Source organism: Bacillus sp. GW823-FHT06A11 (assembly GCF_058795355.1).
The window spans coordinates 409,999-423,440 of the sequence record NZ_JBXAHS010000001.1 but is presented as its reverse complement, the minus strand read 5'-3'; the positions used below and the strand labels follow the sequence as shown (position 1 = coordinate 423,440).

Genomic DNA, 13,442 nt, shown 5'->3' with positions numbered 1-13,442 from the left:
TTTTAAGGATAATAAAATGAATTTTATAAAAGGAAGTGGGAGGGGAATTTGTCGTAATAGTTTCTGATAATAAAAAAGAAGCTTACTAGAAGCTTCTTTTTTATTACTATTTTTCGCATGCAACTCCATCGCCATCACGATCAAGATGTGAGTCATAACCTGGTTGTCCTTTATGTAAAGGGGCTTTCCCAGCCGCTCTAACTGCAGCACAATTTTTGTAGTATGCACTACTAGTATTTCCTGAAGCGGGTTGTGTTTGAGTTTGCTGTGCTTTTTGCTCTTCTTGTTGTTTACGAGCCTGTTCGTCAGCCTGACGTTTTTGTTCTTCGTGTTGTTTACGAGCTTGTTCATCAGCTTGTCGTTTTTGTTCTTCTTGCTTTTGAGTTTTTTCGTCCGCCTCTTTCTTTTCTAGCTCTTTTTTCTGTTCGCTATTTTTTTGTTCTTCATTGTTAGAGGCAACTTTTGTACTAGTTGCTGTCGTTTTTTCAGAAGAAGGAGCTGAAATAACTAATAGCGCAACAAAAATGACAAATAATACGGCTGTAATAATAAATTGTTTTTTCGCTACACCTGTTTTCTTAATTACAGATAAGATTGCTATAACAAGGAAGAATATAAATAGAATGAAACTTAAAGTAGAAAAAAACTCGACGACGGGGTGTTCCGATTTTGTTGTACCGGTCGTTATTAATATAATAGAAATCATAAAAAGAATAACGGTAGGACATCCATATTGTTTTGCTTTTCCATTTTTCTTAAAGAATGAAATGATACATAAGATTAAAAGAATAAAAGCAATAGAAAATAAAGCTGCACCAATATTACTCAAAATCGCCATTTTCATACCTGCATTTGTAAGATTTTTCTTATTGATTATATAGGAACTTATTGGATATTACACGTTTTATATAAATTTAGAAAATTAATATTTTTACTAGACTTATAAACGATTATTTTGTATATAGAGAAAAATAGATATATTTCCTATTACTTTTTGAAAGATATTTCATAAATTATAGTATATCGATTGAAAGGAGGAGATTTGAATGGAATTTCAATTGTTAGTAACTTGTATATTACAAGAAGGTAATGCTTACTTTTTAGTAACGAAGGTAGACGATGTTATTACGTTAAAAGTACCGATTACTGCGGGAGTAGCAGGTTTATTTTTAGCTTTAGGTGTACCAAGATGTTCTTAATTTAAATCTCTATAGTAGAAGGGGGAGGGACATGCCTTCCTTTTCTACTATTACATAATATAATTATGTAAACTTAAATATCATATTTGTGATAGCACGTTTGAAATGGACATGCATATACTATAATGTTTCATTGGATGTTAGAGGTGAAAGGTAGTTTTAATAAGTGCATCCAGTGATGTTTTTAAGCTATGAAAATAAAAGAGGTGCTATTATATATGAAAAGAAAAACATTGGATATTCCAGTTACATTGCGAAGAGAGTGGTTTTTAATAGAGTTAGCTCATTTAACGAAAAAATATGGAATTGAAATTGCAACTAGCAAAATGGATGCTGCACCGTTTTTAAGAGATCAAGTTACAGAATCAAAGATAGGGAAAGGGTTACAATACGATAAATATGATGATGAATATATAATTGAAAATTAAAGGGTAACAACAAAATTAAATTAATTTATAACAAAATATAAAATAAAGCAGATTCTAAATATAGAATCTGCTTTATTATGAAATACTTGTAGTCAACTAGCCTCTTTCTAGTGTTTTTCCTACATATTTCTCTTGCGTTATTCCAAAAGAGTCACGAAGAATGCGAGCATAATCTTTAGATTCTATTGGTAGTTTATTTTTGGTGCCTTTAAAGGTTTCTGTATAATTTTTATTTGTTAATGATATGTGACCATAAGTAGTTAATTTACAAGTGATAGCTCCTTTATTAAAAGGAGATTCTTTATGCTCTACAATCACTTTTTGAATATTATTCACTTTTTTCTCATCTATTGGATCTACAGTGAAAGCATAGCCTATTTTCCAATCGTTTGAAGGTTCAGATTGTAAGAAACTTGTAGATTCTCCGTTAGCTCCTTTTCTCATTTCTAAAATATGCGTACCTTTTCGAGTATTTCGCTTACGAATTCGATATTCTCCTGTTTGAGAGGAGATGACTTCTCCGTTAAAAGGTACTGGACGTAAAGGGAGATGAGATGCAAAACCTGCATCCACAACATAATCTTTATCCTCATGACTTAATATGATAATGACATGACCATCATCGGGTTTCCATTTATTATCGTACAGATCATAAACAGTACCGGCTACTTTGTATACTTGAAACCCACAATCAATTAAAAAATAATACAATAAGGAGTTTAATTCATAACAAAGTCCACCTCGTTTTTGAATAAGTAACTTTTCTATTAAGTTATCTTTTGAGATATTTTTAATAGTACCAGCCATAATATCAAGATTTTCATAGGGGAGAATCATTCCCATTTTTAAGAGAATTTCATCTAAATCATCAAATGTTATTTCTTTTGCAGGAATTTTTAAGCGTTTAAAAAACTCCTTTTGTAAATTAGTCATCATAAAGTATTCTCCTTTCTTTTTACAGAATTTTCTTCTGCTCACCGATAGGTTAGTACTTCTAAAAAGTTAATTCAAGTGCGCGGAAATTATCATAATATATATTTCTGGAAATGTGATCTTATATTCTGAAATTTCAGTTTAATTTTTAATCGTAGGAAAGTCTTATAATATAAGCTCCTTTAAAATTAGTTTGTATTTAATGAAAAGAAAGTACATATCTTTATTATATTTTTAAATAACTAACTAGTAATAAAATGTTTTTTTACTAAAATTTTTTCAAGATTTGTATGCTTTATATAAACAATAATGATTTAAAAAATATCTGGATGTAGCGAAGTTAACAATTATTGAGAAACTTTTTTGTCGTATTCTATCAAAAGGAAGAGGTAGAAACAAAGAGAATAACGAGAGTTAAGGAAGAGGGTACACAACTAGTAACCTTCTAAAAATAGGGCTAACATCTTTTTAAAATAAAAGATTAGCTATTATTAAGGAAGGGAAAATATAAAAATATTATAAAGAACACCTTCTTTCAAAAAAATAGGGGGAGTAATATGCGACTGATGAGAAGATTTGTGGTCTTACTAATTGTATTTTTTATCATGGCTCCAACGATTAGCACAAATGTACAGGCAGAAGTTGTAAAAGAGCTTGGAAAGGGGTTTCCTGACACAGAAGTATTCACACCTGGAGAATGGTTTTTAGGCCAAAAACCTGCTAATTATGATGAGAATAAACCGCCAATTCTCTTTGTACAAGGAAGAAATGGTAATGCTGATAGTTGGTATGGAAAGACAGTATATCATGATATAAATGATATGTATGATTATGCTTTAAAAGCAGGCTATCAAACAGTGTTTATACAATTGTATGATGCTGCTGGGAAAGGTTCGGCTAGTCAGTGGGATAACGGAAAATTGTTAGCACAAAAACTTGAAGAAATATATAATCATTTCGGTAAAAAAGTTAATATTGTAGCGCATAGTAAAGGTGGTATTGATACACAAGCCGCATTAGTTGAATATGGTGCGAATCGATTTGTTGGAAATGTTATTACACTTGCTACACCGCATCACGGCTCAAATTTAGCAGATTTATCATATAGTTGGTGGGCAGGGTGGCTTGCTTCTATATTAGGTCAAAAAGATGATGGTACGTATTCGTTACAAATAGGTGAAATGGCAAAGTTTCGTTCAACAATAGATAACAACCCAGCAGCTAAATTAAACCGTTACTATACGGCTACTGGGACTAGCTGGGGGCCAACATTTTCTGCATTATCTATGGGCGGGTTATATTTATCGTCGTACGGTTCAAATGATGGACTAGTAAATGAATGGAGTGCGAAGCTATCGTACGGTACACATTTATTTACAGATTCCAGATTTGATCATGACAATATAAGAAAAGGATCAGCTGTTTTTGCACGAATTGAACCATATTTACGTACGACAAATGTGGGATTACCAGCTTTAGTAGCATCCAGCACTAGTTCAAATGAAAATCTAGAACAATTAAATACAACTTCAAATCAAAATATTTTAGGAGGCGAATTACCACAAAATCAGTGGATAGAGCAAAGTATTTCTGTTGATAAAAAGGCTGAAGGAATAGTTTCTGTACTAACTGCTTCTTCTGATGTAGAAGTACAAATGGTATCTCCAAAAGGAAAAATCTATGCAAACAAAGATAGCGCTATAACTACTGGTGAAGGCGAATCTTTCTTTAATGGAGCGACAATTAGAACATTCAAGTTTGATAAATTGGAAGTAGGCGAATGGAAAATCAAAATGATGGCGAAGCAGTCGAAAGATGCATATTTAGTTGTAAGCGATTACAAGAATGACGCGCCATTTGTTCTTCAAATGCCTACAAAGGTTAAAGTAAATAAACCTGAGTATAAACTGAAAAAATCACCAGTGGCACCTGAAATGAAAGGGGATCTATCCATAACAGTAAGAGTCGTTAATAAAGAAGGTAAGTTAGTCTCTGAATTTAATGAATTACAAAATGTTAATACGAATACATTTACAGGTGCTTTGAAAGATATAAAACAACCGGGAGTATATAACGTTACGATGGATATAAAAGGGATGAATAAAGAAGGAAAACCATATAATCGTACGATTGTTAAGTCGGTTTATGTAGAGAAATAAGGAAGAATAAATAAGCATAATATAAAAGTGCAGAAATCTTGTGTTAGAAAGAATTCTGCACTTTTTTTGCGTGATGAGAGATAATAAAAGTCGAAGAAAACTGTTATTCAATAAAAAAAGATGCTGAAATAGCATCTGAATGTGAAGAAATAATATTAACTTAGTTTTGTAACTGTTAATTCAACTGAATTTATACCATTGTCACAAGTTACAATACTTTGACGATTAAAGCCACTATTATTTCTAAGTTGAAGAGTTGAATTAGCTGGCACTGTAACAATCGTTTCGCCAACGAGTTGAAGACATTCGTTATTTGATGAAGTATTCATTTGAATAGCGAAGTCACCTTGACTATTAGCAAGTGGATTGTTATTTAAAAATATAGTTATGACTGGGATATGTGGAAATACAGGATTTAAAGTAGTATTAATACTGGAAATGAACGAAACTCTATAATCACCAGCTTGTCTAAATTGTATAGTAGTAGGGTTTAGTAAGGAAACGCCTCCAGCTAAAGGTCCAACGTGATTAAATGGAAAAGGGTTTCCAAAAGGAACAGTTATAAATTCAGTTTGCCAAAAAGTTCCGTATGCAGGACAGCTTCGTTTATTTGAATGGTCACATGAACATTTTTTATTTGAACTGGAAGAAGATTTACATGAGCATTTTTTATACGAGTTTGAAGAATGATAGTATGAACCCAATATATTACCTCCTATTCTTAATAAATGTAAAACACATAATAGTTTATGAAAATGAATCACAATTGGCGTGTATGCTTGTACTATAAAAGGAGATAGATTTAGAATAGAAAGTGCTCAAATGATGAAATATAGTATTGGGGTATTACCTGTAACACTTTTTGAAGATGATAAGGTTCATAATTTGATAGAAAAATGAATGGGATTTCTAAATGGATTAAAGTAACGAGGAAAAGTTTATCCCGCTATTTTCCGGGCAGTAAGACCCCCATCTCAAAATTCAGTGAAAGCAAAGAAGTTAGTTGGGGGATGAACAAAACCCCCACTGAGTAAAGTTTCACTTTACTATATTAATTTCGTCTGACAAACAGCAATATTATCTTTTGCTGTTTGGATGTTATCGTTTGGTGAAGTTATGATATTTAATCGTATGTATATTAGATTATTTAGTTTATTTTTTTATTTGTGTAGCTGGGCAGGAAGAAGTCAGAAAATATAGAATAAATGTACATATGAAGCATCGTTTGTTTTTGGTGTGAATAGTAATTAAAGATACGCTAAAATATTTAAAATTGTAACGAAAGAGAGATTAAATAATAGAAGGAGCAACTTACATGGAAAATATATTAAAGGTATCTTCAAAATCAAGCCCAAATTCAGTCGCGGGTGCAATAGCGGGTGTACTAAGAACAAGTGGTAATGTGGAAATTCAAGCGATTGGGGCTGGAGCTATAAATCAAGCGATTAAAGCAATTGCGATTGCAAGAGGGTTCGTCGCTCCAAGTGGTATTGACTTAGCTTTTGTTCCAGCGTTTCAAGAGATTTCTATCAATAATGAAGAAAGAACAGCGATTAAATTAATTGTAGGCCCTAGAAAGAAAAGGTCTTAAAAGTAATTGTGAATGGTTCGTATCAATACAAAGTTCACAACAGTAAAAGCAAAGCATACTATGTAACTGCTAATCCTGCTTATGTGTATGCAAAATGAAAATTATAAAAGCAGAACTCTCATCAGGTTCTGCTTTTATTTGTTGTAATTAATAATCGCTATCTAGTGTAAATCCCTATATAGTTTTTTTCTCTTCAATTAACTTAACATTTTTTAAGTTTACAGACATTTCATATTCTGATTTGTTAACATTTTTCATACATTGTATTTTTTATCCTTTTTTTAATAAATCAACGGTGTGTTCTAACCATTCTAAAGGTGTTACTTTTAATCCCTCAAAATATATTCCATCTGCAGCTTCTTTTATATATCTATTTTTTTCTTCCTTACTGTAATCACTTTGAATAAATTTAGTTAAGAAAATAATAGCATTTTGTATATATTCTTTGTATTCCTCTTCTATTAGTTCTTGAATTACCTCTTCATAGAAAGAATCTTGATGAAAGTTTCCTGCTAGGAATTGATAAATTTCATCTTTTGGATTGTGTTTTAATAACATATTTATCCTCCTATTTATTAATTTGGATAGCCAGTTAAAATAAATTTTCCATTTGCATCTTTCTTTAAAATAATTTTAGCATTGGTCATTTCCTCAATTGTCGTAGAACCTCTTTGAATTCCTCTACCAATTATTTCATTACCACCTGAGAAAGCCAAATTATCGCCTTTGCTCAATATTTGTCCAGCTTTTGAGATACCTTGAGAGAATTTAGCACCTTGCGCTAGCTTTGCAGCTTTACTGACTCCTTTATCCCCCCAATAAGACCTAATCCAATTTGTGTTAAAGCATACGATCCCCATCTTGCGCGGGTTTCTGCATCTCCATTTATCACATCTTTCTTAAAAGAATCTGATAATGCATCCCACATAGCAGGTAAAGCTTTATCTAAATGGGTAACAGTGTAGCCTATACCTTTCCAAGTTTCCCAGTCACCTAATGCCTTTGATATAGGAAAGAACAGATGGAAAAATAAAACAGGCCTAATTCATTTAGTTTTATATTTTGTGGGGGCACCCACAACCCCACCCGCAATTTACCCACAAAATAAAAAAAGTGATGAATCACTATGAAATATCATTTTTATAAAAGTTTGATAAATCAACGTTTTTAGCGCACTTTAAAACTTGATGAATTAAGAGGATATATTTAGAACACAAGTTCAACAAATGGAAGGGGAATGTTTATTTATCAAGGGGATCTAATACAGTTTAATTAAAAGGTTATTATTTGCTCACATTTTGCTCACAAATAATATAAAAACATGTGAAAAAATATGAAATACCCTTTTGAAGTAGAATATAATATAACAAATAAAAAGCGTCGCAAATGCTTGTATAACAGGCATTTGCGACGCTTTTATAGTTTTTCTGAACATAAAATAAACAACCCTAAAACTGTTCATTCTTCTCCCAAGATTCTACGATATAATGAGCAATCGTCGGATTGAAGCCTTTACCAACTAAAAACATAATCGCAGCAACTTCTGTTAATGCGTGTTCGTGTGATGTATGTTTTGCTTCATTTAAACCGTAATCTACCCATGGTTTTACGAAATCTAGTACGGGTTTCTTGAAAGGTAAAAACTGTGTACCGACAACTTGTTGAATTTGTTGTTGTGTTGGTTCAGTAATTGGTCCAGGTGGTAAGATTTGTGGTTGTGTAATGTCTAATGTTGGTCCTGGCGGTAAAATTTGTGGCTGCGTTGGATCTATTGTTGGTGGTTTAGGTGGTGAGACACGTGCGTCGTAGTTTGGTTGATACATTTGTTGTTGGTATTGCGGTTGTTGTGGTTGAGTTGTGTATGGGTTTTGTGGTGCTGCATATGGATTTTGTTGATATGGTTGTTCTTGGTTTTGTGGTGCTGCATATGGATTTTGTTGATATGGTTGTTCTTGGTTTTGTGGTACCGCATATGGATTTTGAGGATATTCATAATTTGGACGTGTTTCATATGGATTTTGTTGAAATTCAGTTTCTTGATTTTGCGTTGTTGCATATGGGTTTTCGTCATATTGTTGTTCTTGCTGTTGTAACTCTTGTTCTTCGTATTGTTCTGTGTATCTTTGTTCTTGTTGTTGAGGGTAAAATGGTTGCCTTGGATAAGGCGGTTGATTATTATAGAACATATTTATTCCTCCTTCATGATGATGCTTACCACTCAGTGTATGGGCGGACAAGAAAATATGTGATGAAAAAATGCGGGCGTGTTACAATAAGTAACTGGGTGAAGATAAAATGACAAAACAAGAAAAGATTCAAAAAACAATTACTTTTGTAAAACATATTTTAGAAAAAGATGCGAGTGGGCATGATTGGTATCATATTGAACGCGTACATAAACTGGCGATTTCTTTATCCGAGCAAGAAGGGGGAAATCGTTTTATAATTGAAATGGCAGCATTACTTCACGATGTGGCAGATGAGAAGTTAAATGAAAGTGAAGAAGAAGGAATGAAAAAAGTTTCTGATTGGTTAGAAGAGTTACATGTGGAAGAAGAGGAAAGTAAACATGTTCTTCATATCATCGCCAATATGTCTTATAAAGGTGGTCATGGCGGTAAAGTGGATTCACTTGAAGGGAAGCTTGTTCAAGATGCGGATCGCTTAGACGCCCTTGGAGCAATTGGAATAGCTCGCACATTTGCGTATGGTGGAGCGAAAGGGAGATTAATGTATGATCCAACTATTCCTCCGCGTGAAGTGATGACGAAAGATGAATATAGAAAAAATAACGATCCATCTTTAAATCATTTTTATGAAAAACTTTTGAAATTAAAAGACTTAATGAACACGAACGCAGCAAAACAAGAGGCGGAAGTTCGTCATCGTTATATGGAACAGTTTATTGAACAATTTATGAAAGAGTGGAATGCACAAATATGAAAATGTTAACTGTGGAAAACTTATCAAAATCATATGGAGAAAAACCGTTATTTGATGGATTATCATTTAGTATTGCAGAAGGACACCGTGCCGGAATTATCGGTGTAAACGGAACTGGTAAATCGACGTTATTAAAAATTATTGCAGGGGCAGAAATTCCTGATACAGGTGATATGACTCATTCTCGTGGGTATACAATTAGTTATTTATCACAGCAACCAGAGTTTGATGAACAACTAACAGTGCTAGAGCAAGTCTTCCATGGTGATACTCCTTTAATTCGTCTTCTTCGTGAGTATGAAAAGGCGCTATTACATATTGAAAAAGATCCAAGTAATGAAAAAGTACAGGAACAATTATTTGCAGTGCAGCAACGTATGGATGCAATGAGTGCATGGGAAGCAAATGCAAATGCGAAATCTCTTTTAACGAAATTAGGAATTACGGACTTCACTGCAACTGTTGGAAATTTATCTGGTGGACAGAAAAAACGTATTGCGATGGCGCAATGTTTTATTGAAACACCGGATCTATTAATTTTAGATGAGCCTACGAACCATCTTGATCATGAGACAGTGGAATGGTTAGAGGAATATTTAGCTCGATATAATGGCGCAGTATTACTTGTAACCCATGATCGTTATTTCTTAGATCGTGTGACGAATCGTATTTTCGAATTAGATAATGGAAAACTGTATAGTTATGAAGGGAATTACAGTACGTTTTTAGAAGCGAAAGCACTTCGTGAAGAACAAGAAATTGCGCAAGAATCAAAACGTCAAAACTTATATCGCCGCGAACTAGCATGGATCCGCCGCGGTGCAAAAGCCCGTTCAACAAAGCAAAAGGCACGTATTCAACGATTTGATGAGCTAAAGGGCCAAGAAGGGCCAGCTGCAAAACAGTCAGTTGATATTGCACTTAGCGGTAGCCGTCTTGGGAAAAAAGTACTTGAGTTAAAAGATGTGACGAAAAAATTTGGTGATAAAACGGTATTAAACAACTTTAATCATATCGTGAAACCAGGCGATCGCATCGGAATTATTGGAGCGAATGGAAGCGGGAAATCTTCGCTATTAAATATGCTTGCAGGTAAGTTATCTCCTGATAGTGGTGAAATTGAAGTTGGGCAAACTGTAAAAGTTGCTTATTATACGCAAGAAAATGAAGAGATGAATTTAAATCAGCGTATGATTGAATACATTAAAGAGATTGCAGAAGTTATTCATACAACAGATGGAAAAGTAATTGGTGCATCTCAAATGTTAGAACGTTTCTTATTCCCGACTCATTCACATGGTACACCGCTTGGTAAACTATCTGGTGGTGAAAGAAGACGTTTATATTTATTACGTATTTTAATGGGAGAACCAAACGTACTTTTACTTGATGAACCTACGAATGATCTAGATACACAAACATTAACAGTACTAGAAGATTATTTAGAAGATTTCCCAGGTGTCGTTTTAACTGTATCGCATGACCGTTACTTCTTAGATAAAGTAGTAGATGAACTGTTCATCTTTACTGGCGGAGGCGAAGTGCGTGAGTTCCTAGGTAGTTATACAGATTATTTAGAAATGGAAAAAACGAGAGAACTTATGGAGAAAGCGGAAGTTCAAAAAGAGAAAAAAGTAGTAGAAGAAGCTCCAAAACAACAACGTAAACGTAAACTTTCATACAATGAGCAGCGTGAATGGGAAACGATTGAAGATACAATTGCCGAACTTGAAGAAAAAATTGAGTCAATTGGAGAAGAACTTGCGAAAGTTGGATCTGACTTCACAAAGGCACAAGAATTATCTGAAGCACAGCAGAAAACAGAAGAAGAGCTAGAAAAAAAGATGGAAAGATGGAGTGAACTATCAGACATGGTTGAAGGATTAAAATAAAAACAAGCTGCATATATTGAAAAGTAAAGAGAAAAACTTTACACTATTGGTAGAACCTATTTTAGGAGGGAAAAAATGAGAACATCTAATCCAATGTTGAAAAAAGAGGCATTCCGTAAAGAGGGAGCAAGCGCTTCTGCGATGACGATTGGCGGAACAGTAGGCAAAACGTTCATTATGCTTATCTTGCTACTTGCAACGTCTGTCTATTCATACATACAGATGATGCAGGGGACGATGAAGATGCCAGTATTAATTGGTGCTTTAATCGTTGCGGCAATCATCGCATTTGCGTCTATGTTCTTCCCGCGTATTTCACCTTTTGGTGCACCAATCTATGCGGCGGTAGAAGGGGTTGTGTTAGGAAGTATTTCAGCAGTTTATACAATGAAATTTGGCGATTCTATCGTTTTAAATGCTGTATTACTAACAATCTCAATTCTATTTGCAATGTTAGTGTTATATGCAACACGCGTAGTAAAAGTAACGGATAAATTCCGTACAGGCGTTATGGCAGCAACACTCGGAATTATGGTTATGTATTTAGTCGTATTCCTACTAAATATGTTTGGTGTAACTGTTCCATACATTCACCAAGGTGGTACAATCGGTATTATTATTAGTGCAGTTGTTATTGTAGTTGCTGCATTAAACTTATTACTAGATTTCGATTTAATCGAAAATGGTGTACGTAGTCAAGCTCCGAAATATATGGAGTGGTACACTGCAATGGGACTAATGCTTACACTAGTTTGGTTATACTTAGAAATTCTTCGTTTCGTTTCTTACTTTACGAAAAATGACTAATAAAAAAACCTGCATGAAAAATGCAGGTTTTTTTATTTTCAAAGATATATTGAATGTATGGTATAATATGGATATTGTCAACTTGAATTTAAGGAGATGGAATATGATGAAAGAGAAGAAGGGGATTATGAAAAAACTATTTTCTAAAAGTTTTTTCATAGAACTAGATGAAGCTTTAACGTATCCATCATCAGAAGTTATTACTTCAGCGATTGAAGGATATGCAACTGAATGCAATGAAAGACTAAAATTTGAGAGTAAAGTTAAACCGATTACTTTTTACTTAGAAAATGTAATGTACCGTGCTGAAATAAAGATGGCTCGCGGAGGATATTACATATCTTGTACTGAAGTGTAATAAATTTTGAAACCATACATGTTTGAACTATGTATGGTTTCTTTTTTTGTTTTGTAAGGTCTAAAATAATACTTTTTACTTACGGATATATCATTTTGTGCTTTTTACTATTCAAATACTTCTCCTTACAATGAAGAAAAATATGTGAGGTGGTATAACTTATGATGAATCGAGTTGTATTAATCGGTAGATTGACAAAGGAGCCAGAATTATACTACACAAAACAAGGCGTTGCTTATGCAAGAATATGTATTGCGGTGAATAGAGGATTTCGAAATAGTTTAGGTGAACAACAAGTCGATTTTATTAATTGTGTCGTTTGGCGAAAATCGGCTGAGAATGTAACTGAATATTGTAAGAAGGGATCACTTATTGGGATTACAGGGCGTATTCAGACGAGTAATTACGATGATGAACAAGGCAAGAGAATATATAGAACTGAAGTTGTGATTGAGAGTATTACCTTTTTGGAGAGAAGGCGGGAGGGGGCATCGTAATAAAAGGTGATTTTAAGTAATAGCTACGGAAAAAATTGTGGAAAGTATTTTAATAAACTTAAAGAAGGAGTACCGCCAGCTTTTTTTTGGAAAACAAGTAAAGAGTATACAAAATTTTATTACGTTTTTCGGCTAATCCAGTAACAATCGAGAACCGTAAAACCCATCACAGTATAGGAATGTATAAAAAGATGAATCGAGTGATAGAAAATAAAAAAGGGATTCCTTCTGAGAGTAAGGAATCCTCCTTTTTATTGTTTCTTGCAAGTGAATTATTTAAATTCTTGTCTATATAATTTAAACGAATAAATAGCTCCAACGAAGAATACAAAGGCTTCAAATAATATAAAGATTTGACGGAAATTCTCAATATCTTTACCAACTAAAGAAATGAATATGCAATTCATTAGAATTTGAGTAGTAAACATACAAGAAATAATTTTAAAATAAATAGGAGTTGTTCTTTCATCTGGTTTACCAATTTTTTTGTAAATAATAATAAGTGCAATTACTGAACCCAAAAATAGAAGTGCTGTAAGTCCTACAACGATATTGAAATTTCCTGTACTTTCTAACATCCATTTATTTAATAAATCAATCATTATTATCTTCCTTTCCTACATAAGAGAATATTT

At 33.3% G+C, this 13,442-nt stretch carries 16 protein-coding genes and 2 pseudogenes; 10 read left to right on the top strand and 8 right to left on the bottom strand.

Annotation, left to right across the window (positions count from 1 at the left end):
- Window positions 1-106: 106 nt before the first annotated feature.
- On the bottom strand, window positions 107-838 hold the full coding sequence (locus AC1Q8L_RS01920) for an excalibur calcium-binding domain-containing protein (protein ID WP_000996479.1): 732 nt from the start codon (window positions 836-838) through the stop codon (window positions 107-109).
- A 208-nt stretch (window positions 839-1,046) separates the two neighbouring features.
- Here AC1Q8L_RS01920 and exsG point away from each other — a divergent pair, with 208 nt between their 5' ends.
- Together exsG and AC1Q8L_RS01910 are read left to right on the top strand one after the other, a co-directional pair.
- Window positions 1,047-1,199, top strand: a complete 153-nt coding sequence (exsG, locus tag AC1Q8L_RS01915; protein WP_000395679.1) for an exosporium protein ExsG — start codon at window positions 1,047-1,049, stop codon at window positions 1,197-1,199.
- Between the two features lie 218 nt (window positions 1,200-1,417).
- Window positions 1,418-1,627, top strand: coding sequence for a hypothetical protein (locus AC1Q8L_RS01910; protein ID WP_000824207.1), 210 nt, complete (start codon window positions 1,418-1,420; stop codon window positions 1,625-1,627).
- 96 nt (window positions 1,628-1,723) lie between these two features.
- On the opposite strand, the gene AC1Q8L_RS01905 is transcribed toward AC1Q8L_RS01910, so the two are convergent.
- Window positions 1,724-2,563: an arylamine N-acetyltransferase family protein gene (locus tag AC1Q8L_RS01905; protein WP_098311659.1), complete on the bottom strand. Its 840-nt coding sequence runs from the start codon at window positions 2,561-2,563 to the stop codon at window positions 1,724-1,726.
- A gap of 554 nt (window positions 2,564-3,117) precedes the next feature.
- On the opposite strand from AC1Q8L_RS01905, the gene AC1Q8L_RS01900 reads away from it, so the two are divergent.
- Window positions 3,118-4,719 carry an esterase/lipase family protein gene (locus AC1Q8L_RS01900; protein WP_001238730.1) on the top strand — a complete coding sequence of 534 codons (1,602 nt, stop codon included), beginning with the start codon at window positions 3,118-3,120 and terminating at the stop codon, window positions 4,717-4,719.
- 155 nt (window positions 4,720-4,874) lie between these two features.
- On the opposite strand, the gene AC1Q8L_RS01895 is transcribed toward AC1Q8L_RS01900, so the two are convergent.
- Window positions 4,875-5,423 carry a hypothetical protein gene (locus tag AC1Q8L_RS01895; protein ID WP_000536160.1) on the bottom strand — a complete coding sequence of 183 codons (549 nt, stop codon included), beginning with the start codon at window positions 5,421-5,423 and terminating at the stop codon, window positions 4,875-4,877.
- 611 nt (window positions 5,424-6,034) lie between these two features.
- Between AC1Q8L_RS01895 and AC1Q8L_RS01890 the strand changes: the two genes are divergently transcribed.
- Together AC1Q8L_RS01890 and AC1Q8L_RS01885 are read left to right on the top strand one after the other, a co-directional pair.
- Window positions 6,035-6,310 (top strand): stage V sporulation protein S, encoded by a 276-nt coding sequence (locus AC1Q8L_RS01890; RefSeq protein WP_000427801.1) that lies wholly within the window; start codon window positions 6,035-6,037, stop codon window positions 6,308-6,310.
- A pseudogene (locus AC1Q8L_RS01885) lies at window positions 6,307-6,408 on the top strand (N-acetylmuramoyl-L-alanine amidase); the annotation flags it as partial. The gene AC1Q8L_RS01890 and the pseudogene AC1Q8L_RS01885, both read left to right, overlap by 4 nt.
- 172 nt (window positions 6,409-6,580) lie before the next feature.
- On the opposite strand, the gene AC1Q8L_RS01880 reads toward AC1Q8L_RS01885, so the two are convergent.
- The 4 genes and pseudogenes from AC1Q8L_RS01880 to AC1Q8L_RS01865 form a co-directional block, all read right to left on the bottom strand.
- Window positions 6,581-6,868, bottom strand: a complete 288-nt coding sequence (locus tag AC1Q8L_RS01880) for a contact-dependent growth inhibition system immunity protein (protein ID WP_000924767.1) — start codon at window positions 6,866-6,868, stop codon at window positions 6,581-6,583.
- Window positions 6,869-6,885: 17 nt separating this feature from the next.
- Window positions 6,886-7,026: an RNase A-like domain-containing protein gene (locus AC1Q8L_RS01875; protein WP_234410008.1), complete on the bottom strand. Its 141-nt coding sequence runs from the start codon at window positions 7,024-7,026 to the stop codon at window positions 6,886-6,888.
- Window positions 7,006-7,313 (bottom strand): annotated as a pseudogene (locus AC1Q8L_RS01870) (WXG100 family type VII secretion target); the annotation flags it as partial. The gene AC1Q8L_RS01875 and the pseudogene AC1Q8L_RS01870, both read right to left, overlap by 21 nt.
- Before the next feature lie 445 nt (window positions 7,314-7,758).
- Window positions 7,759-8,496, bottom strand: coding sequence for a hypothetical protein (locus AC1Q8L_RS01865; RefSeq protein WP_061660812.1), 738 nt, complete (start codon window positions 8,494-8,496; stop codon window positions 7,759-7,761).
- Between the two features lie 109 nt (window positions 8,497-8,605).
- Here AC1Q8L_RS01865 and AC1Q8L_RS01860 point away from each other — a divergent pair, with 109 nt between their 5' ends.
- The 5 genes from AC1Q8L_RS01860 (at window position 8,606) to AC1Q8L_RS01840 (ending at window position 12,807) form a co-directional block, all read left to right on the top strand.
- Window positions 8,606-9,253 carry an HD domain-containing protein gene (locus AC1Q8L_RS01860; protein WP_000165961.1) on the top strand — a complete coding sequence of 216 codons (648 nt, stop codon included), beginning with the start codon at window positions 8,606-8,608 and terminating at the stop codon, window positions 9,251-9,253.
- Complete coding sequence (locus AC1Q8L_RS01855; protein WP_000783192.1) at window positions 9,250-11,145, top strand: ABC-F family ATP-binding cassette domain-containing protein; 1,896 nt, start codon at window positions 9,250-9,252, stop codon at window positions 11,143-11,145. The genes AC1Q8L_RS01860 and AC1Q8L_RS01855 overlap by 4 nt, the downstream gene beginning before the upstream one ends.
- A gap of 75 nt (window positions 11,146-11,220) precedes the next feature.
- Window positions 11,221-11,952 carry a Bax inhibitor-1/YccA family protein gene (locus AC1Q8L_RS01850; RefSeq protein ID WP_001260655.1) on the top strand — a complete coding sequence of 244 codons (732 nt, stop codon included), beginning with the start codon at window positions 11,221-11,223 and terminating at the stop codon, window positions 11,950-11,952.
- A gap of 103 nt (window positions 11,953-12,055) precedes the next feature.
- Window positions 12,056-12,310 (top strand): DUF4318 domain-containing protein, encoded by a 255-nt coding sequence (locus AC1Q8L_RS01845; RefSeq protein ID WP_000975133.1) that lies wholly within the window; start codon window positions 12,056-12,058, stop codon window positions 12,308-12,310.
- A gap of 161 nt (window positions 12,311-12,471) precedes the next feature.
- On the top strand, window positions 12,472-12,807 hold the full coding sequence (locus AC1Q8L_RS01840) for a single-stranded DNA-binding protein (RefSeq protein WP_000982012.1): 336 nt from the start codon (window positions 12,472-12,474) through the stop codon (window positions 12,805-12,807).
- A 272-nt stretch (window positions 12,808-13,079) separates the two neighbouring features.
- Here the strand turns inward: AC1Q8L_RS01840 and AC1Q8L_RS01835 are convergent, their stop codons facing one another.
- Window positions 13,080-13,409: a hypothetical protein gene (locus tag AC1Q8L_RS01835; RefSeq protein ID WP_000566285.1), complete on the bottom strand. Its 330-nt coding sequence runs from the start codon at window positions 13,407-13,409 to the stop codon at window positions 13,080-13,082.
- Window positions 13,410-13,442: the final 33 nt, after the last annotated feature.